General features: G+C 71.7%; 21 protein-coding genes and 5 pseudogenes. 15 read left to right on the forward strand and 11 right to left on the reverse strand.

The features are described from left to right. The first annotated feature begins 53 nt into the window (after positions 1-53). From ACZ573_RS21065 to ACZ573_RS21075, 3 genes are all read left to right on the forward strand, one after another. Entirely contained in the window at positions 54-1,193 is a 1,140-nt protein-coding gene (locus ACZ573_RS21065) for a PucR family transcriptional regulator (RefSeq protein WP_471306322.1), read from the forward strand. A gap of 823 nt (positions 1,194-2,016) precedes the next feature. After that, complete coding sequence (locus ACZ573_RS21070; protein WP_471306405.1) at positions 2,017-3,270, forward strand: molybdopterin-dependent oxidoreductase; 1,254 nt, start codon at positions 2,017-2,019, stop codon at positions 3,268-3,270. Next, on the forward strand, positions 3,267-3,764 hold the full coding sequence (locus tag ACZ573_RS21075) for a hypothetical protein (RefSeq protein WP_471306324.1): 498 nt from the start codon (positions 3,267-3,269) through the stop codon (positions 3,762-3,764). The genes ACZ573_RS21070 and ACZ573_RS21075 overlap by 4 nt, the downstream gene beginning before the upstream one ends. A 189-nt stretch (positions 3,765-3,953) precedes the next feature. On the opposite strand, the pseudogene ACZ573_RS21080 reads toward ACZ573_RS21075, so the two are convergent. Continuing rightward, positions 3,954-4,178, reverse strand: a pseudogene (locus tag ACZ573_RS21080) (class I SAM-dependent methyltransferase); the annotation flags it as partial. A gap of 327 nt (positions 4,179-4,505) precedes the next feature. Here ACZ573_RS21080 and ACZ573_RS21085 point away from each other — a divergent pair. Both ACZ573_RS21085 and ACZ573_RS21090 read left to right on the forward strand, forming a co-directional pair. Next, positions 4,506-4,637 carry a hypothetical protein gene (locus tag ACZ573_RS21085; RefSeq protein WP_471306328.1) on the forward strand — a complete coding sequence of 44 codons (132 nt, stop codon included), beginning with the start codon at positions 4,506-4,508 and terminating at the stop codon, positions 4,635-4,637. 126 nt (positions 4,638-4,763) lie between these two features. Continuing rightward, complete coding sequence (locus ACZ573_RS21090) at positions 4,764-5,828, forward strand: NAD-dependent epimerase/dehydratase family protein (RefSeq protein WP_471306331.1); 1,065 nt, start codon at positions 4,764-4,766, stop codon at positions 5,826-5,828. A 41-nt stretch (positions 5,829-5,869) separates the two neighbouring features. Here the strand turns inward: ACZ573_RS21090 and ACZ573_RS21095 are convergent. Both ACZ573_RS21095 and ACZ573_RS21100 read right to left on the reverse strand, forming a co-directional pair. Continuing rightward, positions 5,870-6,962: pseudogene (locus ACZ573_RS21095) on the reverse strand (sensor histidine kinase). Positions 6,963-7,011: 49 nt separating this feature from the next. After that, a pseudogene (locus ACZ573_RS21100) lies at positions 7,012-7,254 on the reverse strand (response regulator); the annotation flags it as partial. 86 nt (positions 7,255-7,340) lie between these two features. On the opposite strand from ACZ573_RS21100, the gene ACZ573_RS21105 reads away from it, so the two are divergent. From ACZ573_RS21105 to ACZ573_RS21115, 3 genes are read left to right on the forward strand one after another with little or no spacing between them, the layout of a single operon-like run. After that, positions 7,341-8,057, forward strand: coding sequence for a glycosyltransferase family 2 protein (locus ACZ573_RS21105; RefSeq protein WP_471306334.1), 717 nt, complete (start codon positions 7,341-7,343; stop codon positions 8,055-8,057). Beyond that, a complete protein-coding gene (locus tag ACZ573_RS21110; RefSeq protein WP_471306337.1) occupies positions 8,054-8,674 on the forward strand; it encodes a TIGR04282 family arsenosugar biosynthesis glycosyltransferase in 621 nt (206 codons plus the stop codon). Before ACZ573_RS21105 ends, ACZ573_RS21110 begins: the two co-directional genes overlap by 4 nt. Further along, positions 8,671-9,330: a class I SAM-dependent methyltransferase gene (locus ACZ573_RS21115; RefSeq protein WP_471306339.1), complete on the forward strand. Its 660-nt coding sequence runs from the start codon at positions 8,671-8,673 to the stop codon at positions 9,328-9,330. Before ACZ573_RS21110 ends, ACZ573_RS21115 begins: the two co-directional genes overlap by 4 nt. Before the next feature lie 107 nt (positions 9,331-9,437). Here the strand turns inward: ACZ573_RS21115 and ACZ573_RS21120 are convergent, their stop codons facing one another. From ACZ573_RS21120 to ACZ573_RS21135, 4 genes are all read right to left on the reverse strand, one after another. Continuing rightward, positions 9,438-10,418, reverse strand: a complete 981-nt coding sequence (locus ACZ573_RS21120) for a zinc-binding dehydrogenase (RefSeq protein WP_471306341.1) — start codon at positions 10,416-10,418, stop codon at positions 9,438-9,440. Positions 10,419-10,502: 84 nt separating this feature from the next. Beyond that, the gene (locus ACZ573_RS21125; RefSeq protein WP_471306345.1) at positions 10,503-11,087 is read right to left on the reverse strand and encodes a TetR/AcrR family transcriptional regulator; all 585 of its coding nucleotides are present in this window, start codon (positions 11,085-11,087) and stop codon (positions 10,503-10,505) included. 72 nt (positions 11,088-11,159) lie between these two features. Next, positions 11,160-11,573, reverse strand: coding sequence for a hypothetical protein (locus ACZ573_RS21130; protein WP_471306347.1), 414 nt, complete (start codon positions 11,571-11,573; stop codon positions 11,160-11,162). Then, positions 11,573-12,715 carry a molybdopterin-dependent oxidoreductase gene (locus ACZ573_RS21135; protein ID WP_471306350.1) on the reverse strand — a complete coding sequence of 381 codons (1,143 nt, stop codon included), beginning with the start codon at positions 12,713-12,715 and terminating at the stop codon, positions 11,573-11,575. Before ACZ573_RS21135 ends, ACZ573_RS21130 begins: the two co-directional genes overlap by 1 nt. 114 nt (positions 12,716-12,829) lie before the next feature. On the opposite strand from ACZ573_RS21135, the gene ACZ573_RS21140 reads away from it, so the two are divergent. Then, positions 12,830-14,269 carry a glycosyltransferase 87 family protein gene (locus ACZ573_RS21140; protein ID WP_471306353.1) on the forward strand — a complete coding sequence of 480 codons (1,440 nt, stop codon included), beginning with the start codon at positions 12,830-12,832 and terminating at the stop codon, positions 14,267-14,269. Here the strand turns inward: ACZ573_RS21140 and ACZ573_RS21145 are convergent. Beyond that, a pseudogene (locus ACZ573_RS21145) lies at positions 14,200-14,550 on the reverse strand (sigma factor-like helix-turn-helix DNA-binding protein); the annotation flags it as partial. The gene ACZ573_RS21140 and the pseudogene ACZ573_RS21145 overlap by 70 nt on opposite strands. Before the next feature lie 223 nt (positions 14,551-14,773). Here ACZ573_RS21145 and ACZ573_RS21150 point away from each other — a divergent pair. Beyond that, complete coding sequence (locus ACZ573_RS21150; protein ID WP_471306354.1) at positions 14,774-16,288, forward strand: MFS transporter; 1,515 nt, start codon at positions 14,774-14,776, stop codon at positions 16,286-16,288. Positions 16,289-16,546: 258 nt separating this feature from the next. Further along, positions 16,547-16,756 (forward strand): hypothetical protein, encoded by a 210-nt coding sequence (locus ACZ573_RS21155; protein WP_471306357.1) that lies wholly within the window; start codon positions 16,547-16,549, stop codon positions 16,754-16,756. 382 nt (positions 16,757-17,138) lie between these two features. Here the strand turns inward: ACZ573_RS21155 and ACZ573_RS21160 are convergent, their stop codons facing one another. Next, on the reverse strand, positions 17,139-18,638 hold the full coding sequence (locus ACZ573_RS21160; RefSeq protein WP_471306360.1) for a DHA2 family efflux MFS transporter permease subunit: 1,500 nt from the start codon (positions 18,636-18,638) through the stop codon (positions 17,139-17,141). 272 nt (positions 18,639-18,910) lie between these two features. Next, positions 18,911-20,275 (reverse strand): DUF5685 family protein, encoded by a 1,365-nt coding sequence (locus ACZ573_RS21165; RefSeq protein WP_471306363.1) that lies wholly within the window; start codon positions 20,273-20,275, stop codon positions 18,911-18,913. Positions 20,276-20,875: 600 nt separating this feature from the next. Here ACZ573_RS21165 and ACZ573_RS21170 point away from each other — a divergent pair. Together ACZ573_RS21170 and ACZ573_RS21175 are read left to right on the forward strand one after the other, a co-directional pair. After that, the gene (locus tag ACZ573_RS21170) at positions 20,876-21,253 is read left to right on the forward strand and encodes an FKBP-type peptidyl-prolyl cis-trans isomerase (RefSeq protein WP_471306366.1); all 378 of its coding nucleotides are present in this window, start codon (positions 20,876-20,878) and stop codon (positions 21,251-21,253) included. A 246-nt stretch (positions 21,254-21,499) separates the two neighbouring features. Then, positions 21,500-22,438: a COX15/CtaA family protein gene (locus tag ACZ573_RS21175; RefSeq protein WP_471306369.1), complete on the forward strand. Its 939-nt coding sequence runs from the start codon at positions 21,500-21,502 to the stop codon at positions 22,436-22,438. Here ACZ573_RS21175 and ACZ573_RS21180 read toward each other — a convergent pair. Beyond that, a complete protein-coding gene (locus ACZ573_RS21180; RefSeq protein WP_471306370.1) occupies positions 22,424-25,321 on the reverse strand; it encodes an AfsR/SARP family transcriptional regulator in 2,898 nt (965 codons plus the stop codon). The genes ACZ573_RS21175 and ACZ573_RS21180 overlap by 15 nt on opposite strands. 80 nt (positions 25,322-25,401) lie before the next feature. On the opposite strand from ACZ573_RS21180, the gene ACZ573_RS21185 reads away from it, so the two are divergent. Together ACZ573_RS21185 and ACZ573_RS21190 are read left to right on the forward strand one after the other, a co-directional pair. Beyond that, positions 25,402-25,944, forward strand: a complete 543-nt coding sequence (locus ACZ573_RS21185; RefSeq protein ID WP_471306372.1) for a carboxymuconolactone decarboxylase family protein — start codon at positions 25,402-25,404, stop codon at positions 25,942-25,944. A 37-nt stretch (positions 25,945-25,981) separates the two neighbouring features. Further along, positions 25,982-26,241 (forward strand): annotated as a pseudogene (locus tag ACZ573_RS21190) (hypothetical protein); the annotation flags it as partial.

Below are 26,241 nucleotides of genomic sequence, written 5' to 3' on the forward strand. Positions count from 1 at the left end.
CTGTCCGCAGGACGTGAAAATGATCGGTCGAATTGTTCGCAGGGAACAGAAACGTGAGCCATGCAGTCCGGAGGGCCAGCGAACTGGTCCTGGACGACGCGACGGTCACCGCGCTTCGGGCCGCGCTGAGGACCACCGCCGACGAGGTCGTCCAGGCGATCATCGACGAGGTCCCGCCCTACGCCAACGCCCTGTCGGGCCGCATGGGTGCCACCATCCGCCGAGCCGTCCGCACCGCCCTGGGCCTCTACCTTGACCTCGCGAGCGGGAACGCCACGGGCGGCGACGCCGGCGAGGCAGCCTACGAGCTGGGCCGCGGCGAGGTCCGCGACGGCCGTTCGATGGACGCCCTGCTCAGCGCCTACCGCGTCGGTGCCCGCGTGGCCTGGCGAGGCCTGGCCGCACGTGCCGTACCCGCAGGTCTGCCCGCCGCCCAGGTCGCCAAGTTCGCCGAGCTGACCTTCGCCTACATCGACGAGCTCTCCGCCGCGAGCGCCGCGGGCCACGCCGACGAACTGGCCGCCCGGGGCCGGGCCCACGAGCGCCACTTGGAACAACTGGCCCGCGACCTGCTCTCCGGCGCGAGCCCGGACGTGCTCCTTGCCGCTGCTCGACGGGCCGGGTGGCAGCCGCCGATTTCGCTGACCGCAGTCCTGCTGCCCGCCGCCCAGGCCCGGCCGGCCTACCGCGCGCTCGACCCGGGCACCCTTGTCCTCGACGATCTGCCGGACGCCTCCGGCGTGCTGCTCGTCCCCGATGCCGACCGAGCACATCTCCTGAGGCAGCTGCCCGACCGCACCGCCGTGGTCGGCCCGGCCCGGCCGTGGACGCGTGCGTCCGCTTCGTACGCACGAGCCGTACGCGCGCGCTCCCTCTCCTCCGACATCCGCGACACCGAGGACCACCTGCCCGAGCTGGTACTGAGCGCCGACGCAGACGCGTTCGCTGACCTGCGCGCCCGAGCCCTCGCACCGTTGCGGACCTTGCCGGCCGCGACCGCGCGGCGGCTCGAGGAGACGTTGCGGGCGTGGCTGCTGCACCAGGGCAGGCGGGACGAGGTGGCGGCGGCGTTGTTCGTCCACCCCCAGACCGTTCGGTACCGGATGTCGCAGCTGCGGGAGCTGTTCCCGGATCTCGGGTCGCCGCACCGGGTTCTCGAACTGACGCTGGCGGTCGGTCTCCGGGTGGGCTGACCTGCTCTTCGACGGTCCACGACCGCGTCCTCGAACGGTCCAGGAATCGCGCCTCGCCCTCGGTGCGATCAGCCGGCTCATGCGGCCCGGGGAAGAACCGTATGATCGGCTAAGACTGAGAGTTGCGGAGCACCCGCACGCTTCTACGCGGCCGGATTGCTCTGTGATGACCACCGGCCATAGGAGAGTTGGCGGTACAGCGGCGGACCAACCCGAGGTGCGGCGCTCGGCTGACGGCCAGTCCAGTGCCGATCACTCCCAGAACGCCCCGTCTCTCCTCCTTCCCCGCCGGGCCAAGATCCGGACCATTTCCGGACCAGCTATCGCCAACGGTCCGCACCAGCTGCCCTTTTTCAAGTGGTAAACCAACGAACACGGCACTGTCGACGGCTACCTCCTCCGCCACTCCATGGAACCGACGGATCACCTTCACGATCTACCGCCACCTCACGCCCGGATCCATCGGCAAGGCCGCCAAGATCCTCGACGTAGGCCTCGCCGCGTGAGAGCTCGGCGGGGATTCCCTCCACTTGGCGTGTCGCCGGAGCAGGTGCGGCATCGGTGCGGCATGTTCTTCTAGCTGGCGAAATAGAAAGAAAAGGTAGAAATCGGCGGTCGACGGAGGTGCCCGATGGGCGCGAGGGGCATCGGGCAGGGCCAGCCGGACGAGGTGCCACCGCCAACGGGCAAGGAGTCGGAGAAGACTGACACCCCTCCTGCGGCCGGGCCTCCGCCCGGTCGGGCTCCCGGCGCCCGGAAGCCGGCCCCGCCGAAGGTCCGGTCCGGTCCGCTGACGCGGCTGCGAGAGGCCGGGAGCACGGCTCTGGGAGCGGGTCCGCCCCCGGGGCCGGCTCGTCCGGAGTTCTGGCGCAGTCCGCTGCGCGGTCCGTGGCTGACCGCGGTGTTCGGGCTGGTCCTGCTGTTCGGGATCACGGTGCTCTTCGTGACGGGCCTGCTGTCGTACGCGGCGTACAACCCCGACCTCGCGGCGGTCAACGACCAGACGCCGAACAAGGGATGGCTCGGCTTCTACCTCTTCTCCTGGCCCACTTCCCCGTACTGGCTCTACCGACTCACCCAGGGTGTCCACACGACGCTGGGAATCGTCCTCGTGCCGGTCCTTCTGGCGAAGCTGTGGTCGGTCATTCCCAAGCTGTTCGAGTGGCCACCGATCCGCTCGATCAGCCACGCTCTGGAGCGGCTGTCCCTGCTCCTGCTGGTCGGCGGCGCCGGCTTCGAGTTCGTCACCGGCATCCTCAACGTCCAGCTCCACTACATCTTCCCCGGCTCCTTCTACACCCTGCACTTCTACGGGGCCTGGGTGTTCATCGGCGCCTTCGTCGTCCACGTGGCCTTCCGGCTGCCCAGGGCCCTGCGGGCCGTACGGGCGCGACGCGGGGAGCCTGCGGCGGGTACCGAGCAGGCGGTCGGGCTGGTCTCGCCCCGCCCCGCGGCGCCGACCATCTCCCGCCGGGGTGCCCTGGCCATGGTGGGGCTCGGGTCGGTGGCCCTGCTGGTCGTCACGGCGGGGCAGAGCATCGGTGGATGGTGGCGGCGGACCGCACTGCTGGCCCCTCACGGCCGGGACCCGGGTTCGGGCCCGAACGGGTTCCAGATCAACAAGACCGCCGCCTCGGTCGGCATCCGGCCCAGCGACGTCGGGCCGGCGTGGCGGCTGACCGTACGCGGCCCGGGGCGTCAGGTCGACCTGACGTACGGGCAGCTGCTGGCCATGACGCAGCACGAGTCGGCCCTGCCCATCGCCTGTGTGGAGGGCTGGTCCACCACCGACCAGCGGTGGGGCGGAGTCCGGCTCACCGATCTGGCCGCGCTCGTCGGGCTCGGTGTGAACACGCCCGAGGTCCTCGTCGAATCGGTCCAGCGTGGCGGCTCGTTCAGGTCGGCGGTGCTCAGCGACCACCAGGTCCGCGACAGCCGATCCCTCCTGGCCGTCCGCGTCAACGGGGCCATCCTCGCCGCCGACCACGGCTACCCGGCGCGGGCCATCGTCGCGGGAGCTCCAGGGGTCCACAACACGAAGTGGGTCACCCGCCTGACCTTCGGAGGGACCGGATGAGCGCCCCGGCCGGTTTCCGGCGTCGTTACGGAGCCTCCCCCCTGCACCTGCTCCTCGTCCTGGTCTCCTTCGCCCTCGCCGTCTACGCCGGTCTGCGCCTGTTCGAGGGGGACACGCTCGCAGTGGCCGTGTGGTTCGTCGGAGCGGCCCTCCTCCACGACCTGGTCCTGCTGCCCCTGTACTCGGTGACCGACCGGGCGGCGCAAGCGCTGTTCAAGCGGGGAGCCGGCCCCACTCCGCCCGTGCCACGGGTGAGCGTGAACTACGTCCGTGTACCCGCGTTCGTCTCCGGAGTTCTGCTGCTCGTCTGGTGGCCGCTGGTCCTCCGCCGGGTCGAGCACTACACGGCCGCGACCGCCCTTCCGGCGGACGGGTTCCTCGGCCGCTGGCTCCTCATCACCGGGGCACTGTTCGCGGCCTCGGCCGTGGTCCTGGTCGTACGGATCTGGCGCTGGAGCCGGGCTCAGCGGCAGGCGCGCAGCGCGACGAAGTGACGTCCCCGCCCGCTGGTCCACCGTTCGGCCTCGGCCCATCCGACGCCATGGCGTGACGGCGGAGGGCAGTGGCCCCGACCACGGCCCAGGGGAAGCGGTGCTGACCGGCCGGTGGCCGGATTGGATCCGGACACGACGCCGCTCGTCCACCTCTCCGGAAGCGGTCTCCACCAGGAGCAGACCCTCCGGAGCAATGACCTCCCGAATCCGTTGCAGCAGCCGTCGGGGCTCGCCACCGATCCCGATGTTGCCGTCGATCAGCAGCGCCGTTCCCCACCGACCCTCGGCGGGGAGCGGGTCGAAGACCGATCTGCTCACCGCAGAACCGCCCCGGCAGGCGGTCGTGATCACTGCGACGGGACAGACGTCGATACCGAGGACGTGGTGGCCACGCCCCACCAGCGCCTCGACCATGCGGCCGGCGCCGCATCCGATGTCCAGGACCCGGCCGGTGCACCGGCGCAGCACGGTCCGGTCTGCCGCGTCCGCCCGGGCGCACCACCTTTCCAGGTCAAGGGGGAAGGACCAGCCCTCCGCATCGCACAGGGACAGGGCGCGCCGTGGGGCGTGGATCGCCCGCGCGTAGGAGCCGGCGCTCCAGGCCCGGTATTCAAGAGCGGTCACCCCCACGTCTCGCCCCGACCCGTGACCGTGGTGCGTTCCGGACCACTGATTCCCCCGGACGGCCTCCTTTCCGTGATCATCGCGACATGTGGTCGGCCGGCGCGGGAGCGGCCGCTGATGAGGGCAACCTGGGGCGGTGTCTTCGACACCAGCGCAGCCTCAACCGCCGTACGCCGAGGGCGGATGGTCGTGTGCGGAGACGACGGCGACGGCATCTGGAAGGACCACTACCACCTCAGCCACCACTGACGTCCCGCTCGGAGCCACCCGGCCGTGACGCCCCCGCCGCAGTTCCCGCCGCTCCCGTATGACGGAAGTCTTACGTGCACGCGTGGGAGCCCCCTCGGGGGCTGCGCACTGCGTAGCGTCGGGAGCATGCGCGTCCTCGTCACCGGAGGGGCCGGGTTCATCGGCTCCCACATCGTCACCGCCCTCAAGCACCGCGGGCACGACCCCGTCGTGCTCGACGCCCTGCTGCCCGCCGCCCACCCCGGCACGCCGCCGCTGCCCGACGCCGAGTTCGTGCGCGCCGACGTGCGGGACGCCGTCGCCGTCCGCGCCGCGCTCCGCGGAATCGACGCGGTCTGCCACCAGGCGGCCATGGTCGGCCTCGGCAAGGACTTCGCCGACGCCCCCGACTACGTCGGCTGCAACGATCTCGGGACGGCGGTGCTGCTGGCGGAGATGGCGACCGCCGGGGTGGGGAAGCTCGTGCTCGCCGGGTCGATGGTGGTCTACGGGGAGGGCCGGTACACGTGCGAGCGGCACGGGACGGTACGGCCCGGGCCGCGTCGGCACGAGGACCTGACAGCGGGCCGGTTCGAACCCCGGTGCCCCGACTGCGGGGCCGAACTCGCGCCGGGCCTGGTCGGCGAGGACGCCCCGGCGGATCCGCGGAACGTGTACGCGACGACGAAGCTGGCCCAGGAGCACCTCGCGGCGAGCTGGGCCCGGTGCGTGGAGGGCCGGGCGGTGTCGCTGCGCTACCACAACGTGTACGGCCCGGGGATGCCGCGCGACACCCCCTACGCCGGGGTGGCCTCCTTCTTCCGCTCCTCGCTCGCCCGGGGCGAGGCACCCCGGGTCTACGAGGACGGTGCGCAGCGAAGGGACTTCGTCCACGTCACGGACGTGGCCGCGGCCAATGCAGTGGCACTCGAGGCGGTCGGTAGCCGGCAGGCCGGGGCTCTGACCCCGTACAACACCGGCAGCGGGGAACCGCACACGGTCGGCGAGATGGCCACCGCGCTGGCCACGGCTCACGGCGGACCCGCCCCGGTGGTGACGGGCGAGTTCCGCCTCGGCGACGTACGGCACATCACCGCCGACTCCGCCCGGCTGCGCAAGGAGCTGGGCTGGCGTCCGGCGGTCGGCTTCGCCGACGGCATGACCGAGTTCGCGCGGGCCGGCCAGCGCGAGTCGGCCGGTGTGACCGGCTGAGCCCGGGAACCGGCCGAGGTCGTCGGCCGGTTCCGTACGGCCTACGCAGGTGCGGGGAGGGTCAGTTCGAAGCGGCAGCCGCCGGGCACGTTGTGGACGTCCGCACGCCCGGAGTGGGCCTCGACGATGCCCCGGACGATCGCCAGGCCCAGGCCCGCGCCCGAGGGAGGGGTACGGGCCTGACTGCCCCACCAGCCGGTGTCGAAGACCCTGGGCAGGTCTTCCTGCGGGATGCCGCCGCAGGCGTCGGTGACGGACAGCACCACCGCGTCCGCGCGGCGTTCCGTAGCGATCGCGACCGTTCCGTCGGCCGGGGTGTGCGGATGGCGTTGACCAGCAGGTTCGACAGCACCCGCGTCATCTCCTTGCCGTCGACCTCGGCCGGCAGTGGAGCGACGTACGCGCCTGCCAGGTGCACTCCGTGTTCGCGCGCGAGCGCATCGGTTCCTGCCAGCGCATCGCCCACCAGGTCGTAGAGGGAGACCGTGGTGGGGTTGAGGGAGAGGGCTCCGGCATGGATGCGGGACAGCTCGAACAGGTCGGGACCATGGAGTTGAGGCGGTCCACCTCGGCGCACATCTGGCGGTGGTAGCGGTCCGGATCCGCGGCCGTTCCGTCCTCCAGCGCCTCCGACATCGCCCGCAGCCCGGCCAACGGCGTACGCAGGTCGTGCGAGATCCAGGCCACGAGCTCGCGCCGCGAGGTCTCCAGGCCCCGCTCGCGGTCGCGCGAGGCGGCGAGGCGCTCACTGGTGAGGGCCAGCTCGCGGCTGAGTGCCGCCAGTTCGGCGGGGGCCGGTACGGCGGGGGCCGGTACGGCGGGAGCGTTGAAGGTGCCGTCCCGTCCGAAGTCGTGTGCCGCTCGGACGAGTTCCCGGCAGCGCCGTACGACCTGGCGGCCCAGCAGCAGCGCCGTGCCCAACGAGACGGCGGCGGCCATCGCGGCGACCGTGGTCACCACGGCGAGGTCGTGGGAGGACAGGAACATCGCCCACGCGACCGCGAGCGTCCCGGCGAGCATCGCGGACACGGCGACGCTGCGCCGGCGCAGTATCCGCAGCGCCACGGCCCCGAGGATCCCGGCGGCCGCCGCGCCCAGGAAGGCGTACAGAGCGATCAACAGCACGTCACGCATGGCGGTCCTCCGTACGAGCACCGGCTGCGGCCTGCTCGCGGCCGGTCTGGACGACGACGAGGTCGGGCCGGTGCCGGGCGGCGGCCTCCAGCGCGGCCGGGCCGTCGGCCGCCCGGTGCACGGTGAACCCGGCCCGCTCCAGATAGCCGGCGACGACCTCCGAAACGGTCGGGTCGTCGTCGACGACCAGGACGCGGCCCGTGATGTCGCCGGAGGCGGGCGGGGCCGGGGTCGGTTTCGGTACTGGATGCCATGCCTCAGGAGTGACATCGCGCCCGGCCCGTGCGGGCACGTGTCTGCCGCCGCGCGACGCGGTGTCCGCGTTTCGTAAGGTCTTCGGGCGCCCTTCTTCGCCCTTCGGTTCCTACGGTGTGGAGGGTGACTCCTTCTGCTTGTCGTCCGCCCCGCGCGGACCTCGTACTGCCGTGCCTCGACGAGGCGGAGGCCCTGCCCTGGGTGCTGGCGCGGGTGCCGGCCGGGTGGCGGGCCATCGTCGTCGACAACGGCTCCACCGACGGCTCGGCCGACATCGCCCGCGGTCTCGGCGCCACCGTCGTGCACGAGACCCGGCGCGGCTTCGGCGCCGCCTGCCACGCCGGGCTGCTCGCCGCCCGGGCCGATCTGGTCTGTTTCTGCGACTGCGACGCCTCCATGGACCCCGGACTGCTCGTGGGCATGGCCGAGCGGGTCGCCGCCGGGGAGGCGGATCTCCTGCTCGGCCGGCGCCGCCCGCAGGGCCGCGGCGCCTGGCCCGCGCACGCGCGTGCCGGAAACATCGCCCTGGCCCGCATGCTGCGCCGCCGTACCGGACTGCGGCTGCACGACCTCGGACCGATGCGGGTGGCGCGCCGCGAGGCGCTGCTCGGCCTGGGGCTGAGCGACCGGCGCAGCGGCTACCCGCTCCAGATGGTCGTACGGGCAGCCGACGCCGGCTGGAAGGTGGCCGAGACGGACATCCCGTACCTGCCCCGCTCGGGAAAGTCCAAGGTCACCGGAACCTGGCGGGGCACCTGGCACGCCGTACGGGACATGCGCCGGGTCCTGGCCGAGCCGCCGGGCGCCCGCCCCGCACCGACCGAGGGGATCTCCGCATGAGCACCCTCCTCGTCATCGCCAAGGCGCCCGTCGCGGGGCGTGTGAAAACGCGTCTGACCACGGTGTTCACCCCGCAGCAGGCAGCCGACCTGGCCCTCGCCTCACTCCAGGACACCCTCGCGACGGTCCTGGCAACCCCGGCCGAGCGGCGTGTCCTGGTCCTCGACGGACAGCCGGGCCCCTGGATCCCGGAGGGGATCGAGGTCGTCCCGCAGGGGACGGGCGGCCTCGACGCCAGGCTGGCCGCCGCGTTCGCCCTCACCGCAGGACCTACCCTGCTGGTCGGCATGGACACGCCGCAGGTCACCCCGGAACTGCTGGCGCCCGGGCTGGACTTCACCGAGGCGGACGCCTGGTTCGGGCCCGCCGACGACGGAGGGTTCTGGGCCCTCGGCCTCGCCGACCCCGACCCGGACCTGCTGCTCGGCGTCCCCATGTCCGTGGCGCACACCGGCGAGGTCCAGCGGCAGCGCCTGACCGATGCGGGGCTTTCCGTACGGGACCTGCCCGAGCTCTGCGACGTGGACACCCCCGCCGACGCGCAGCGGGTCGCGGCCGCAGCCCCGCGGACGCGCTTCGCCGCCCTGCACCACGACCTGTGCGCGGTGACCCGATGACCGCCCAGCTCGCCGAGCCCGCCACCCGTACCTGGCAGGCGGATCCGTACGCGGTCGCCCTCCGCACGGGGCAGGGGCCGCTGTTCCTCCGTCGGCGTGACGGCTGGCTGCTGCCGCTGGAGGTCGAGCGGTGGTGCGCCGAGCCCGACGCGGCCGACGACACCGTCTTGACCCGGTGTACCGGGCCCGTCCTCGACATCGGCTGCGGCCCGGGCCGACTGGTCGCCGCCCTCGCCGCGCTCGGGCACACGGCACTCGGTGTGGACGTCACACCCGAGGCGGTGGCCCGGACCGTACGGGCGGGCGGCAGCGCCCTGTGCCGGTCGGTGTTCGACCCGCTTCCCCGCGAAGGCGGCTGGGGCACCGTCCTGCTCATCGACGGCAACATCGGCATAGGCGGGGACCCCGCCGCCCTGCTGCGCCGCGCCGCCGAACTGACCGCACCTGGCGGCTCCCTGCTGGTGGAGGTGGCCGCGGCCGACGTCGACGAGCGCGTCGAGGTGTACGTCGAGGACGGCTCCGGTGGCCGCGGAGCCTCCTTCTGGTGGGCCCGGCTCGGCACCCGCGCCTTGTGCGCCGCGGCGAGGTCCGCGGGGTGGACCCCGTACGACACCTGGCAGGCGGCGGGCCGGCGCTTCGTGCACCTCACGCGCTGACGGTTGCCGAGCGGCGAAGAGCCGGGTGGGGTCCGCGGCAGTGCGGACCCCCCGGAGTCCAAACCCCCGGCCAGGCACCCCTCGGCGGGCTGACGGGAGGTCGGGGGTCAGCCGACGGTGACGACCATCTTCCCGAGGGCCGCTCCGGCCTCCATGGCCCGATGGGCTTCGACGATCTCGTCGAACCGGAAGACCCGGGCAGGCCGGGCCCGCAGGACACCGGCCTCGACCTTGGCGTATATCTCGTCCAACGGCACGCCGGTGAGCGGGAATTCGGGCGTGCCCAGGACGAAGGCGCTGCCGAAGAAGCTGAGCCGGACCCCGCTGGGAAGATCGGCGATGGGGTCGAAGTCCCGCACCGGTTCGAATCCGCCCAGGAAGCCGAGCTGGCAGACCCGGCCGCGCGGCCGGACCAGGGCCAGCGAGTCGCGCAGGACGCTGTTGCCGACGACGTCGAACACCGCGTCGACGCCGATCTCCCGCTCCGCGACCTGGGTGGCGAGCGCGCCGTCGTCGATGAGTACGTCGGCCGCTCCGAGCTCCTTCAGCAGGGGTGCCCGCAGCGGGTCCCGGGTCGTGGCGAGGACGGTCGCACCGTGGTCGACCGCCAGGTTGACCGCTGCCTGGCCGAGCGAGGAGGTAGCTCCCCTCACCAGGACGGTCTCGCCCGGCCGCAGGTCCAGATTGCCGAACAGGCCGCTCCACGCCGTCGCGTACACCTCGGGGACCGCGGCCAGAGCGGCCCAGTCCAGCTGCGAGCGCACGGCCACCACATTGGTCGCCGGTACGGTCACCAGCTCCGCGTAACTTCCGTTGCGGGTCCGCCCCATGCCGCCGAGGATCGCCACCACCCGTGTCCCTGTGGGCAGTTCACCGGACGGGTCGGCCTCCACCACGCCGGCGCACTCGATCCCGGGGACGGCTGCGACCTTCCCCCAGGCGCCGCTGCGCATGTAGGCCTCGGCATGGTTGAGGCCGAACGCCGCGACGCGGATCAGCACTTCGCCGTCGGCGGGCACCGGATCGGGCAGTTCGGTGAGGGTGAGCACCTCGGGTCCGCCGTGGGCGGAGATGACGATGGCCTTCATGTACTGACTCCATTCTTGAGCACTCATTCAACTATTGGTGCGAAGAAAAGGGCCACCTCGAACGGTGGCCCGTACGCCCCGCCGTCAGGTGAGAGCGTCGAAGGCGTTGTCGACGATCGCGCGCAGGAGCGTCTCATCGGGGTTCGCCTTCCCGACGACCATCAGCCCCTGGCAGGCGGCGACCAGCAGCTTGGCACTGCCGGAACAGTCCAGCGCGGGGCGCACCTGCCCCCGGCGGGCCGCGTTCTCCAGTGCATGGGTCATGCACCGCTCCAGCCGGGCCAGGTGTCCGCGGACGACGGCCGCCGCCTCGTCGTCCTCGGCTGCGTTCTCGATCGCCGTGTTGACGAGCAGGCAGCCCTGCCGGCCCTCGGGGCTGAGCAGATCGCGCACCAGCCCGTCGAAGTAGCCGCGGATCTCGCCCACCGAGGCGCCCGGAGCTTCCAGCTCGCCCAGCTTCTGGGGGACGACCAGCTTCGAGTACCGCTCCAGCGACTTCAGGAACAGCGCGCGCTTGCCGCCGGGGAAGGCGCTGTAGAGGCTGCCGGGCTTGACTCCGGTCGCCTTCACCAGGTCCTCCACCGACACCGCTCGGTACCCGCGCTCCCAGAACCGCAGCATGGCCACGTTCAGGACGGCGTCGGGCTCGAACTCTCGCGGTCTGGGCATGAGAAGAAAATACATGAATGACCATTCAAGAACAATGCGCGAACCCGGTGGCTTTCCGCGGCACCGCTCCGATCAGGCCCGACGGCTCTCCCGGCCCACCCGGCGCGCCACGGCACGCACGCCGACGTACGCGAGGGTGAACAGCGCGACGGCGGCCAGGGCGAGCAGCCAGTTGCGCAGGTAGTCGAGCGGCAGGACGGTGGGGTTGGCCACGCCCCCCGCACGCAGCAGCGGGGGAAGGGCGATGGCGGTCAGGGAGCCCGCGACGATCAGGGCCGCACGCGGAACCCCGCGCAGGCGCAGGCCCGCCACCGCGACGAGGACGGCGATCGCCATCACGACGGGTGCGACGACCCCGTCGTGCACCACGACCGCACCCCCGAGCCAGCCGGCGATCCGCCACGGCTCGGGCTGCTGGAGGAGCAGGTACCCGCCCCAGGCCGCGCACACCAGCCCGAATCCGCCCGTCACGTATCGGAAGTTCATCACGCCACCTCCAGTCGGCCGACCCACTTGGTCTGCAGGACGCCGGGCCGGTTCGGGGCGATGATCCGCGCCGGGTAGCCGTGGTCCAGTGACAGCACCTCGCCGTTCAGCAGGAGCGCGAGCAGCGTGAGCGGGTCCTGCGCGTACAGGCGTCCCATCTCCATCACCCGGTAGGCGCCGGCCGCTTCCAGGGAGACCACCCGGGCCCGCGATCCCGGGCCGCCGCCCGCGCGCTCCAGGAGGTCCCGTACCCGCACCCCGGTCCAGTGGGCGGACTTGCTCCAGCCCTCCACGCAGGCGATGGGCAGGGTCACCTCGTACTGCGGCATGGCGCGCAACTCGTCCAGCGTGAGGGTGTACGGGCGCGGCCCGTCCACGGTCAGCCGCCAGTCGGCCAAGGAGGCCTCGGAGACGCGGGCGGCGGCGGCCGTCCGGTTCACGGGGAGCCCTTGGGCCCCGTGGGCGGGGCTGCGCGGGCCGAACAGTTCCAGCGGGCCGAGCGCGGTGACGGACTGTCCGACCGTGGTGAGCGTGACCGCTCCGACCGCGGCGGTGACGCCGAGGAGGAGCTGGCGCCGGTCCGGCCCGTCGGCCTCGGGCAGGGCCAGGGTTCCGGGGGAACGCCGCGTGAAGTGGTCGCGGATCTTCGGCCATTGCACGGCGACGTGCAGGAGCAGCGATCCCAGCAGGAGCCAGCCGACCGCGTAGTGCACGGGAACGAAGTTGAAGGGCCAGGGGTACCACTGGAAGGTGTTCAGCAGCCCCGTGAACAGCTCGAACAGTCCGGCCCCGACCAGGACCGCCACCGAGATCCGCTCCAGGGCGTGGAGGACCGATCGCACCGGAGGCCAGGCGAAGAGCCGCGGGTAGACCGCCCACAACTTCGCGAGCAGCAGCGGGATCGCGGCGATCCCGGAGGCCACGTGCAGACCCTGGGTGAGCCGGTAACCCCAGTACGGGCGGCTCGGCAGCCGGTCGGCCAGCCATCCCGGCGGGTGCTGGAGGTAGTGGCTCAGTACTCCGGTCGCGAAGCAGACGGCCATGGCCAGGCCGAGCCAGCGACCGATGGCGGTCGCGGTACGGGCATCGTGCAGGCGCGCCTTGAAGGTGACGGGCGGCCCGGAGGGCAGGGTGAAACGCATGCCCCCATCACACCCCCGCCGAGGCCCGAGCAGGCTGCCGGAACACCTTACGAAACGCGGACATCCGAGACGGCACGGCCCATGGGAGAGCCGATCCCTGGAACGATTCCGCAGGTGAAAGCCCTTACCGCCCTCACTCCTCGCACCGCGCTGGTGATCTGTGCCCTCGCCCTTGCCGCACTCACGACGCTCCTCGCCCGCACCATCATGTACGGGGGCTACTTCAGCGACGCCGTAGGCCTGTTCTGCTGGTACGCGGCCTGCTGGGCACTCTTCAGCGTCGCACTGCCGCCTCTGCGCCGGGTCCCGGCTCGCAGCGTCGCGTGGCTGATCGCCGCGGGGGCCGTCGCCGTCACGCTGACCGGGCTGATGGGGCCGCCACGGACCAGTACCGACTCCTACCGCTACGCCTGGGACGGCCGCGTCCAGTCCGCCGGCGTGTCCCCGTACGACCACACCCCCCAGGATCCGGCGCTCGCCGAGCTGCGCGACCCCTGGCTGTTCCCCACGGGCGCCGCCTGCACCGGCCCGGACCTCGCACCCGTCCCGCACACCGACGGCACGCGCCGCTGCACCCGTATCAACAGGCCCGCCGTGCACACCATCTACCCGCCCGTCGCCGAGGCGTACTTCCTGGCCGTCGACCGGCTGTCCCCCGCCGGCGCCCGGCACAAGCCGCTCCAGATCGGCGCCGCCCTGGTCTCCCTCGGCGTCACGGGCACGCTCCTCCTGATCCTGCGACGGCGCGGCGACGACCTCCGCAAGGCCGCGTACTGGGCCTGGTGCCCGGCCGTCCCCGTCGAGGCCGTCAACAACGCCCACGTCGACGTCCTGGGCGTGCTCCTCGCGGTCGCCGGACTCGGCCTCGTCGCCTCCCGGGCGCAGACGCGGCGCGCGGCGGGCGGAGTGCTGATCGGCGCCGCCGTCGCCACGAAGCTGATGCCGGCCGTCGTCCTGCCCGGGGCGCTGTCCGGGGTCCGCCGCGTGCGCGACGCGGCCGTCGTACTGCTGCCCGCCGCTGCCTTCGTCGTAGTCGCCTACCTCCCGTACGTCCTCCTCTCGCACGGCTCGGTCTTCGGCTACCTCGGCGGCTACGTGGAGGAGGAGGGCTACGACGACGCCTCGGCCGGGTCCCGCTACTCGCTCCTGCGCCTGGTCCTGCCGGACACCTGGGCCTTCCCCGTACTGCTCGTCATCGTCGTGGTCGTGTCCCTGTACGTGATGTGGCGCGGCGACCCTCGACGCCCCTGGAGCGGCGCCCTCCTGGTCACCGGCTGGTCCTTCGTCCTCCTCACCCCCGGCTACTCCTGGTACGCGCTGCTCCTGATCGCCCTCCTAGCCCTGGACGGACGCTGGGAATGGCTCGGCATCCCCCTGGCAGGCGCCGCCGTGTACGTCCTCGCCCCGACGCTCCACTTCCAGCCGTCGCTGAGCAACATCGCGTACGGCGCAGCAGCGGCCCTCGTCCTCGTGATGACCTGGGTCCGGCGGCGAGCCAGGGTGAGGCGGGCCGAGGCCACGGCCACGGCGTCACGGCATCCGCACCCGGCTTGAACCCGCTTCTTGGTGAGGCCGGCGCCGTCGGAGATCGCGGTGGCGTCGTCGGTGAGCAGCGCGACCAGTCGTTCGATGCGGCCCGAGGAGGCGGCGGCGAGGAATTCCTCGACGATCATGCGGGCGGAGGCCGGGTCGAGTTCGCCGCGTCCGCAGCGCGCCGTGGTGATGTGGCGCCCGGCCCGGTGGAGGTGCCGCTGGCTTGCGGACTCGGTGATGTCGAGGATCTCGGCGATCTCGGCATGGCTGTAGGAGAACGTCTCGCGCAGGATGTAGACGGCCCACGGTGTTCCGCATGTGGAACAACGAGGTCTGACGCCCACCGCGCCGCAGGTGCCGACTGACTGGCCGCGCCAACGCGTCTTCCACCGGGGAGCGCGATCACCATGGCTACGCTAGGTCTTCGGCGCGCGGGCGTTGGACCACTTGGTTCACGCATGGCGTCACGGCCGAGTCGGCGCACGGGTTGCTGACCGCTGCCCGCTCGGGTCGATCACGTCCTCGATGGCAGGAGCCTCCGTGAAACCGAGTAGGCGCCAACCAGACAAGGCGACGTCAGCAGGCCAGCCGGGCCCGAGCCGGTGGCATGCCTTGTGGGTCACCCTGGTGGCGGGATTCATGATCCTCCTTGACGTGACGATCGTCGCGGTCGCCCTGCCCTCGATGCAGAGGGAACTGGGCGCCTCCCCGGCGTCCGTGCAATGGGTGGTGTCCGGGTATGCGTTGACGTTTGCCCTGGCACTGGTGCTGGCCGGTCGACTTGGCGACGCGATCGGCCGGCGCCGTATCTTCCTCTGGGCGCTCGCGGCCTTCGTCCTGTGCAGCGTCGCGGCGGGGGCCGCCCCGACGATCACCCTGCTCGTCATCGCCCGCATGGCGCAAGGAGTCGCCGCCGGCTGCCTCGCTCCTCAGAATTCCGCGCTGATCCAGCAGATGTTCACCGGAGCCGAGCGTGCTCGCGCCTTCGGCTTGTTCGGCGCCATTGTCGGCATCTCCAGTGCGGTCGGTCCGATCACCGGAGGCCTCATCCTCGCCTTGGCCACCGGCCCCCAAGGCTGGCGCTGGATCTTCTTCGTCAACGTTCCCATCGGCGCCGTGGCACTCGTGTTCGGCTATCGGCTGCTGCCCCGCGTCGCCCCGGGCAAGAGAGGGCACCTCGATCTGCCGGGTGTTGCCCTGCTTGGCTGCGGTGTCCTGGCGGTCATGCTGCCGTTGGTCCTGGCCGACTCAGGCGGCCTGCACCGTCTGTGGTGGCTCTTCCCAGCAGGGGCAGCGCTGCTGATCGGCTTCGGGTGGTGGGAACGCCGAGTCGCAACGCACGGCGGCCAACCGCTGCTGGATCCACGGTTGATCACCGAAACCCGCGGCTACGCCACCGGTGCCGGCCTGGCGACGCTCTACTTCATGGGATTCAGCGGTGTGTGGATCGTGTTCGCACTGTTCTTCCAGAACGGCCTGGGCTATTCACCGCTGCAGTCCGGACTGGCTGTGACACCGTTCGCGGTGGGCTCCGCGGGCGCGGCCGTCGTAGCCGGACGGCTCGTGGAGCGGATGGGCAGGCTGCTGACCGTGCTCGGCCTGGTCGGCGTCATCGTCGGGCTCGCCGCAGCGGCCCTGCTGCTCAAGTTCGCGCCGCCATCGGTCGCCGTCTGGGCCGCCGTCCCGGCCCTCCTCCTGGGCGGCATCGGCAGTGGCTTCGTCATCTCCCCGAACGTGACGATGACGCTGCGGGATGTGCCAGTGCCGATGGCGGGCGCCGCAGGCGGCGCGCTGCAGACCGGACAGCGGCTGGGCGGGGCAGTGGGGACGGCCGCGCTGCCCGGCACGTACTACCTGGTACTGGCCTCGAGCAGGGACGACTACCGGCTGGCCGTGGCGGCGTCCGTCGGCGTCGGCATCGTCGCCATCTGCGCGGCGTTGGGCATCTCACTGATCGAGTGGCGTACCGACCGAGGCACAAACCCGGCCCCGTGCCCACCCGAACTCGCCCACAGCCACTGCCATGCCACCCACATCTGAGTCTGGTCGGACCAGACCGCTACACCGCCGCGCGCCCACTCCGCCCCTACCCGGCGTCCCCCGGTTTGCCTCGATCTACGCTGCGGTCCTGGGGCGTATTGATCATGTTGCTCGCTCCCGTTCGCAGGTCACGGCGTGGGAGGCCGGGTCCATGCGGCGTCGGAAGTCGAGATCACCGTCACGGCCACCAAAAGCACTCGGGCCCCGAGGGCGACGGTGAGCAGCCGACCGCGATGCGTGCCCAGCCGGGGCCGTCCGGTGGCGGTCACCACTGCCCAGCCCGTCTATGCCGATGGGCCGCCCGACGTCATTTCGAGCCAGGTCCTGCGGGTATGGGACCTGACCGGCCGGGAGCCCGCCGGACAGGTGGTGGACGGTCCGTGGTGCTCCGAAGCCCTGGCCCTGACACCACGAGGCCGACTGCTGGTCGCCTCCCGTGCGGGACTCGCCGCGCTCACCCACCGCTGACAAGCCGACCGGAACAGTGATCCTGCTGTGCCTCTGCCCGACATGGCGCACCCCGAGCTCTGAGGCCCTCCATCGACGCCCATCCTTTGGGGCCCTGGCCCGGAACGACAGTGCGACCTCACCCCCACGACCAAGATCCGGGCCAGTTGCGGGCAGGCCAGCACCGGCCCGCCGAAGGCAGATACCTTCATTTTGCCTGGTCAGGAGTGATGCAGCGCGTGTACCACCAGCACTCCAAGAACATGCTCGTCTCGTACTCCCCCAAGCGGCTCGGCTTCTTCCAGGGGCATGCAAGAAGGCGCCTGACCTGGGCTTCTGCCCGTCAGGCGCCTTCTGCGGCAGTCTCATCGGCACGTCGAGCGCCGGGCCGATCACCAGGGCATCAGGTGGGTGTGTGGGCAGTTTTGTCCGCTGTGGTGCCGTCTTCGTCCTGGGTCTGCGACGCAGCAGGCTGTTGCGGAGCGGGTGGGGTGCGGATCAGCAACGCGACCAGCACGGCCAGGGCGCCGAGCACGGCGCCGATACCGAATCCCCACCGGATGCCCGTGGCGAGGGCGCTGGTGGTGTCGGCGCCTTCGGCTGCTGCCGTGGCGGCGTGCCCCGACATGACGCTGATGACCAGGGCGGTGCCGGCGGCGGCCGCGACCTGTTGGAGCGAGCCCAGGATGGCGGAGCCGTGGGGGTAGAGGTGCGGCGGGAGTACGGACAGACCGGAGGTGAAGACGGGGGTGAAGACGAACGCCATGCCCGCACTCAGGGCCACGTGAAGGGCGAGCACCAGCCACGGCGAGGTCTGTTCGCCGGTGAGGGCGAACAGCGCGAGGCAAAGCGCTGTGAGTGCGGCTCCGGGTACGACCAGGCGTGGCGCGCCGAGTCGGTCGTAGAGCTTGCCGACCTGTGGTCCCAGCAGGCCCATGGTCAGGCCGCCGGGGATGAGGAGCAGCCCGGTCTGCAGTGAGGTCAGGCCGCACACCTCCTGCAAGTAGATCGGCAGCAGGATGAACGCACCCATGAGGGCCATGAAGGACAGGCACATCAGGCCCAGCGCCACGGAGAAGTGGCGAAACGTCAGTGCGCGCAGGTCCAGCAGCGGTGCGGACGAGCGCTGCAGTGCCAGCTGACGCCATACGAACAGGCCCACCAGCACGGCGCCGACCAGGGTGGTGGCCTCCGGGGGCACGGGGGCCTGGGCCGCGTTCTCGGCACCGAGCCCGCTGAGGCCGTAGACCAGGGCGCCGAAGCCCGCTGCCGCCAGGGGGACGGACAACCAGTCGATCGGGGCGGCCTGTGGCTCGCCGATGTTGACCAGTTTGCGCCGACCGAATATGGCCATGGCTCCGGCGATGGGAAGCACGGCCAGGAACAGCAGGCGCCACGACCCCAGCTGCAGCAGCACACCGGAGACGGCGGGGCCGAGGGCGGGTGCGACGGAGATGACGAGGGTGATGTTGCCCATGACACGGCCGCGGTCCTGCGTGGGTACGAGGGTCATCAGCGTCGTCATGAGCAGCGGCATCATGACGGCGGTGCCGCTGGCCTGGATGACGCGGGCGGCCAGCAGTACGGGGAAGGCGGGCGCGGCCGCGGCCAGGGCCGTGCCGACGAGGAACAGTGCCATCGCGAGGCCGAAGGCGGTTCGGGTCGTCACTCGCTGCAGGAACCACCCCGTCACCGGGATGACGACGGCCATGGTGAGCATGAAGGCCGTGGACAGCCACCCTGCGGCGGCTGCGGTGACCTCGAAATCGCGCATGAGCCGCGGGATCGCGTTGACCATGATCGTCTCGTTGAGGAAGACGACGAACGTGGACAGCACGAGAATCCGCAGCACGGCGGTGACGCGGGCGGGCGAGGGGGTGGGCGTTTCGTGTGGTGCGGGCATGGCGCCTTCCGTCATGTGAGTGTCCTCCGCGCGTGGCGGTCACGCTGACAGACTGCGGCGCCGGGAAGAACTCATCGGTCTTCTCCGATCCTGTCGGTACCCTCGCCCGAGCTCAAACCATTTTGCCGATCCGGAACGGCCAAGACATGGCTTCCGGAGCAGGCCGACTGCTCACCACCAACCGCTGAGGGCTTCACCGGGGCCGAGTCGCAGGGGCGCGGGCGGTACGGCCGGCGGCGCCCGCCGTCGTCGACCCCGGGCTCATCCGTCGTTCAGTCGCAGCAGTCGCAGCAGCACTTGCACGGATTGCAGCAGCCGCCGCTGCCGCAGCCGTCACCCGAGCCACCACCAGAACCGCCAGAGCCACCAGACCCATGACTGCCACCCGAACCGCCGGAGAAGCCACCCGAGTTGCCGCCGCCATGACCACCGAACCAGCCGTCGCTCCCGGAACCGTCCCTGCCGGAACCATCCCGGCTCGAGCCGCCGTTGCGGTTGCCGTCGCCGAACTGCCAGGACTCACCGTCATCCTGACCGGCGTCCTCGTTGCAGCGGCAGCATCTGGAGCACAGCCTGCAATCGCGGCACAACCGGCCCCACTCGCCGCACCGTCGGCACTGCCCCTCCGACGGCCGGCCCGAGGCCATCGCCCCACCTTCCGGGACACCGCCCGCAAGCTCCCCTACGCCGCAGGCCGCGGGCGTTTCCGTCTCCGCACGGCGTCCCAGCCAGGGCAGCATGCGCGGGCCCCGCACCTGGCGGCGGTGCTGATGGTGGCGATGCCGAGGGTCGAAGACTCGCTCGACGGCACGTTCCAACTCCCCACCCAGCAGCGCCCACACCAGTCGCCCGTCGACGAACACGGCGTCGGAAAGGGCGAGTCGGATGCCACGGACGGCGTCGTCGCAGAGCCGGCGCACCTCGGCGCGGTCCGCGCCGGTCACGGCGATCGGGTTCCACGCGCCGGACGCCTCGTCCGCGTCCAGGTCCTCCACAGCGTCCAGCAGATGCGCCAGCCGACCGAACAGACGGCCGGCTTCCGCCAGCGGTTCGGCGTTGCCCGGACGGTCCGTGAGCACTGCGGTGTACGCGAAGGCGGCTGCGGTCGCCGTCTCCGCGGGCTCCGTGACCGTCAGCAGCGAGCCACCGGGGCCCGTCGACCGCTCGACGTCCGGCTGGCGCTCGACCGCCCCGAGCAGCAGCGTGGTGTCGAAGCCGAGCCTTTCGCCGCCTGCGACTCCCGCACGGTCCCAGTTGTGGGCGATCCGGCGTGCCGCCACCGCCACCGGGCGGCGCCCCAGCAAGCCGTCGCCATCGGCCACATGGTCACGCATCTTCGCTGCGGCCAGCACCAGCGACACCGTCGCAGCCAGCCGCGCACCCTCACCCTGCGCCACGTCCGCCGACCGCATCCCGCGCAGCGGGCACGGACCGGCACCCCGCCGCCAGTCCCCGGTACGCTCCGACTGCGCTTCGGTCAGCACCGAGACGATCAGGCCGTCGTAGTTGGTGGCCACCCTCGCGAACTGCCCGTACTCGCTGCGCAAAGCCAGGCACAGCCCGCACAGGTGCGCCATCCACTCGGTACGCAAGCCCTCGCCCAGGCGATGACGGCATGGCCTGATGATTCCGAACACCGAAGTTCTCCCCCGTAGGAACAGCTGCCCGGACGCGTCCGGTCGGGCGGCTCACGGACGGCTCAAGGACGCAAGACTGCTCATGAGGCACGACCCGGCGTGACGTCAACCGCATGTGACATCAACGCGCGGCCGACATCCTAGATGGTCCCTTCCGAGGGGTGTCTGCGGAGTCGGGTACGACAGCGTCCGAGGTCGTTGCGCGCGGGGTGGAGGCCCCACTCGGGCACCGGCCGCGGAGCAGCGCTCAGGGCCGCAGCCGTTCAGCCATCATGTGGACCACGAGGGAGGAACGCCCGGATCGGGGACATGGACGCAGTAGGTTCCCGTCCGGATCGTCCGGATCGTCCGGTCGAGGTGGTCGCCGAGCGGTCGAGATGCCTCGCGGAGACGGCCGACGGACTTGCGTACGGGGATCCTGACGTGCGTCCGGCGACGGTGCCCGCCGCAGCTCGGAGGTGGGGGGCAGCTCCTTGGACGGCAGCGGCAGCGGACGCCCCGCGCTCCGCCTCGTTCACGCCGTGGGGTTCGGTGCACTTCGGTCGGCCGGCATTCCCGGTAGCGTGGTCATCCATTCCGGCGGAGAGTGATGAGACTGCGATGAGTGAACCGACGAAGCCCGAGATCGAAGTTCCGGAGGGTGAGGCTCCCCAGGAGCTGACCATCCGGGACCTCGTCATCGGGGAGGGCCCTGAGGCGAAGCCGGGCAGGGTGGTCCGGGTGCACTACGTCGGGGTCACCTTCGCGTCCGGATCGGAGTTCGACTCCTCCTGGGACCGGGGGCAGCCGTTCAAGTTCGCCGTGGGTGGCGGCAGGGTCATCAAGGGCTGGGACCGGGGCATCAGGGGGATGAAGGTCGGCGGCCGGCGCGAGATCATCGTTCCGCCGCGCCTCGGCTACCGCGACCAGTCCCCCTCCCCGCTGATCCCGGCGGGCTCCACGCTCGTCTTCGTGGTGGACCTGCTCTCCGTGGTCTGAGGAACGCCTGCTGCCGCGTGGGTGCACGCGTGGACTCTGTCCGATTCCCGCTCACCCGTGAAGCTCCCCGCTCGATGAAGTCCGGCCCCCGGACTCCGGGTCGAACGTCCGGCGTACGCTGGGCTTCCGCCAGTGCCGGGATGGCAGAACAACGGAAGGCCGATCGTGCGAACCCCCCTCTCATGGCTTGCCGGCAGGTGCGTACTCGGTGCGAGAAGCGTCAGGCTCGCCGCATTCGGTTCGGTCATGGCAAGTATCGCGATCATCGTGACCGGTGGCATCGTCCGCGTCACAGGCTCCGGTCTCGGCTGCACCGATTGGCCGATGTGTACGGGAGAGACGCTGGCCCCCACTGCGGAAATGGGCGTGCACGGTGCCATCGAATTCGGCAACCGGCTCCTGACCGGGCTGCTCTGCGCGGTGGTGGGCTGGGTCATCATCACCGCGCGCCTCCAGGAGAAGCCGATGCCCGCGGTGCTGCGCGGGGGCTGGGCACAGTTCTGGATCGTCGTACTGAACGCGGTCGTCGGCGGAGTGACCGTATGGATGCGGCTGAGCCCGTACATCGTCGCGGCGCACTTCCTCGCCGCCACGCTGCTGCTCACCGCCGCCGTGTACACCTGGCACGCGGCGTACGCCGATGCCGGCGCTGGAGTCGGAGGTGGCGGGACCCCCGCACCGGTCCCGCTCGCGGCGGGGTCCGTCGCACGGATCCGGTCTCTGTCGGCGGCCCTGGTCGCGGTGACCGCCCTCCTGGTCGTCGTGGGCACGCTCGCCACCGGCTCCGGACCGCACGCGGGTGACTCCTCCGACGTGCCGCGGATGCCCTTCGACTGGACGGCCGTGACCGTCGTTCACGGCGTACTGGCCGGGGCGGTCCTGGTCCTGGCCGGAGTTCTGCTGTCGGCGCTGCCCAGGGACGGCTCCGGCGCCGCGCGCCGCAAGACCGTCACCTTCCTGGCCGTATGGCTGGGCCAGGGCCTCGTGGGGCTGGTGCAGTCGGTGACGGCCCTGCCCTCGCTCCTCGTGATGCTCCACCTGCTGGGCTCGGCGCTCGTCTGGACCGGAGTGCTTCAGGTGCACCTGACGGTCAGGAGGGAACATTTCAGCGATTCGGGTCCGCTCGGTGGTGTACCGCTGCCCCGTCCGGCCCCGATGGCACCCACGCCCTCACGCCACGCCTGAGGCACGCGGCAGCCCGGTGAGGAAGGTGCGGATCTCGTCGGCCTCGGGGACGGCGAGGGCGGTGTAGAGGTCGAGGGCCTGTCGGGCGTGGTCGTGGGCGAGGTCGATGCGGCCCAGGTCGCGGTGGACCCGTGCCAGGCCGTCGTGGGCGCGGGCCTGCTCGGGTCGGTAGCTGAACTCGCGGGCGAGGGTCAGCGCGGCGTCGTGCTCGGCCACGGCCTGAGCGAGGTCGCCCAGGGACCGGGCGGCCTCCGCGAGGGCGTTGAGCGACTCGGCCTCGTCTCCCGGGAAGTCGAACCTCCGGCTCAGTTCCAGGGCCTGGTGGTGTCGGCGCCGGGCCTCGTCGTGGCGGCCCTGTCGCTGGCAGAGCAGCCCGATGTTGTTCAGCACGACGGTCTCGCCGATGCGGGATCCCGTCTCCCGGTAGGCGTGCAGCGCTTGCCGTTGGTGCTCGTGGGCGTCCTCGTACCGTCCTTGGCGTTCGTGGACGATGCCGAGGTCGGTCAGGCATCTGGCTTCGCCACCGCGGTCGCCGAGCTCCCGGAAGAGCGCGAGCGACCGCGCGCAGTGGTCGTGGGCCTGGTCGTACTCCCGCCGCCGCCTGGAGACCGCGCCGAGGGCCTGCAGTGCGGCGGCCGCGAGGCTCTGGTCGCCGATCTCGCGCGCGAGGTCCAGGGCGTTCCGGTAGTGGTCGGCCGCTTGCTCGTAGGCGCCGTGCCACCAGAAGTGCACCTGGCCGAGATCGATGAGCGTGCGCGCTTCGGCGGCCGTGTCGCCGCTCCGGCGGGCGGCTTGCAGTGCCAGGCCGCAGAGGGCCAGCGCGTCGGCCTGGTGGGCGTGGCCCAGCAGGTAGCGGTGCAAGGTGGCGGCCAGTTGGCTGGTGTGCGGGAGCCGGTCGTGCTCGGCCGCGTACTGGGCGGACGCCATGAGGTTCGCGCGTTCGCCGTCCAGCCAGGTGATCGCCTCGGCCTCGTCCTGTGGCAGCGAGGCCGGGGTGTCGGGCGCGGGGATGCGGGGCCTGCGGTTCTTGTCCTCGGGGTAGAGGTGGTCGATGGCCGCGGACGCGGTGTGGAGATAGTGGTGGAACAGCCGGCCGAGGGCCTCGTGCTGGGCGACCAGGGGTTCCTGGGCGGCCGCGGTGGCGAGGGCGTGTTCGCGCAGCAGGTCGTGGAAGGTGTAGCGGCCGAGCTGGTACTGGGTCAGGACGTGGGCGTCCAGGAGGTCTTCCAGGAGGGTCTCTGCCTGCTCCAGAGGGAGGTCGGACAGCGCGGCGGCCGCCTCGGGGCTGATGTCACGGCCCGGCTGGAGCCCCAGGAGCCGGAACATGCGCTGCTGATCCGCAGTCAGCTGCTCGTAGGACAGCGTGAACGCCGCTGCCACTCCGCGCTGCGAGGTGGCCAGCTCGGAGAGTCTGCGGCGCTGGTCGCGGAGCCGGTCGGCCAGGTAGGCGACGGTCCAGCGCGGGCGATGGTGCAGGCGGGCGGCGGCGATGCGGACGGCCAGCGGCAGGAATCCGCACAGTTGCAGGACATCGAGGACGGCCAGGGGTTCGGCGGCCGCCCGTTCGCCGACGATCGCCGTGAACAGCTCCACGGCGTCCGCGGCGGGCAGCACGTCCAGGGACAGCGCGTGTGCCCCGTCCAGGTCGGTCAGCCGTCGGCGGCTGGTGATCAGGACGAGGGTGCGGGGGGATCCGGGCAGCAACTGGCGTACCTGGTCGGCGCCGAGGGCATTGTCCAGCACGGCCAGCACGCGGCGGCCGGAGAGTTCGGACCGCCACAGCGCGGCGCGCTCGGCGACCGACGCGGGTATCCGCTGGGTGGGCACGCCGAGTTGCCCCAGGAGGATCTCGAGCGCGGCGCCGGCGTCGAGCGGCGTCTGACCGGCGGTGTGCGCCTGCAGGTCGATGAAGAGCTGTCCGTCCGGAAAGTGCTCCGCGAGGCGGTGCCCCGCATGGACCGCGAGCGTCGTCTTGCCGACGCCGGCCATCCCGTCGATCGCCGAAATCGTCACGACGCCGCCGCTGTCGCCCGACCACATGCGGATCAGGCCGTCCAGCTCGCCTTCGCGTCCGGTGAAGTCCGGGACGTCGTAGGGCAGGAAGTTGATGCCCTGCGACTTCGCCGGCGCGGTGACCGGCGGCCGCAGATCCGGGGCGTCCCGCAGGATGTCCTGTTCGAGCTTGCCGAACGCGTGGCCGGGGTCCAGTCCCTGCTCCTCGGCCAGGGTCGCCCGGAAGGTTCTCGCCACGTCCAGCGCGTCGGTCTGGCGTCCGGCGCGGTGCAGGGCGAGCATCAGCTGGCAGCAGAGCCGTTCCCGCAAGGGGTTGGCCGCCGCGTGGACGGACAGTTCGTCGATGAGGTCGTCGTGCCGCCCCCGGGCCAGTTCCAGCTCGGCCAGGCGCTCGACGGCGGTCAGGAGCTGCCCGTTCAGGCGGCCTCTGGCACTCTGGACGTAGTGGGCGGTGATGTCGGCCAGTGGCTCTCCCCGCCACAGCGCCAGCGCGGTACGTATCTGGTCCGCGGTGTCCGCAGGGTCGTCGGAGGCGGCCGGCGCCTTGGCGATCAGGCTGGTGAACTCGTCCAGATCGAGCTGCCCCGGCTCGGGGGTGATCACGTACCCCGCCGGCCGCGTGGCCAGCATCCGGTCGGCTCCTGAAGCGCGCAGCATCCGCCGGATCGCGGCGATCGTGGTCTGGATCTGCGCGCGGGCGGAATCCGGCGGCAGCGGCCCCCACATCGCGTCGATCAGGCGATCCGTGCTGACCGCGACGCCGGCATGCAGCAGCAGGTAGGCGAGCACGGCACGATGACGGGGCGCCAGGCCGGGCGCATCCGGACCGGGAGCCACGGCCTCCACCGGGCCGAGGATCGTGAACCGCATGCCGTTACCCCCGGGGTCACCAGTGCGTGCATCGAAGAAGCATCGCGAATGTATCAAGATCAACCCGCAGGGTTACCCGCATGCCACTCCACACCGTTGAACCGGAGATCGCGACCGGTGAAGCCGCAGCCCTGTTCACCGCCACCCATCAGACCCTGGGGGTCGTCCCCAACCTGGCCAGGGTCATGGCCAACAACCCGACGGTGCTGAAGGGGTACTTGGGCGTCGTCACCACCCTGAACGCGCAGGGATCCCTGTCGGCGGCCGTGCGCGAGCGCATCGCGTTGCTGGTGGCGCAGGAGAACGGGTCCGACTACTGCCTGTCCGTGCATGCGTTCCGCGGGACCAGGACGGCCGGGCTCAGTGCGGCCGAGGCCACCCGTGCGCGCCGGGGCGAGGCCGACGACCCCTGGGCCGCCGCCGTCCTGGATCTGGCCGCCGTGATGGTCCGTGACCGCGGAACCGTCGCCGACGGGCAGCTGGCCGCGGCCCGGCGCGCCGGCCTGTCCGACGGGCAGATCGTCGAGGTCGTCGCCCATGTCGCTCTGAACGTGTTCACCAACTACCTCGCCACGGCTGCCCGCGTGGACATCGACTGGCCGCTCGTACGCCACACCGACTGAAGAATCGCGAACCGACTCGACCACGAAGGCCATCACCGTGCCCACAGCAGTACAAGTCAATCCGCTCCAGAGCGTCTCGGCCGCCGAGGCCGCCGCGTGGCACCAGGTCGTCGCCGCCTCCATGGCCCACGACCTGCCCGGAGTACCGCCACCGGGACCCGGACAGGTGCACGCCCAGCTCACCAAGCCCGCTCTGGGCAGCCACCGTTTGACCTGGCTGGCCAGCCGGGCGGATGGCGTCCCCGTCGGAGTCGCCGGCCTGCGGGTGTTCACCTCCCCGGGCCAGGAGCACCTGGC

It is taken from the genome of Streptomyces sp. NPDC040545 (genome assembly GCF_055595065.1).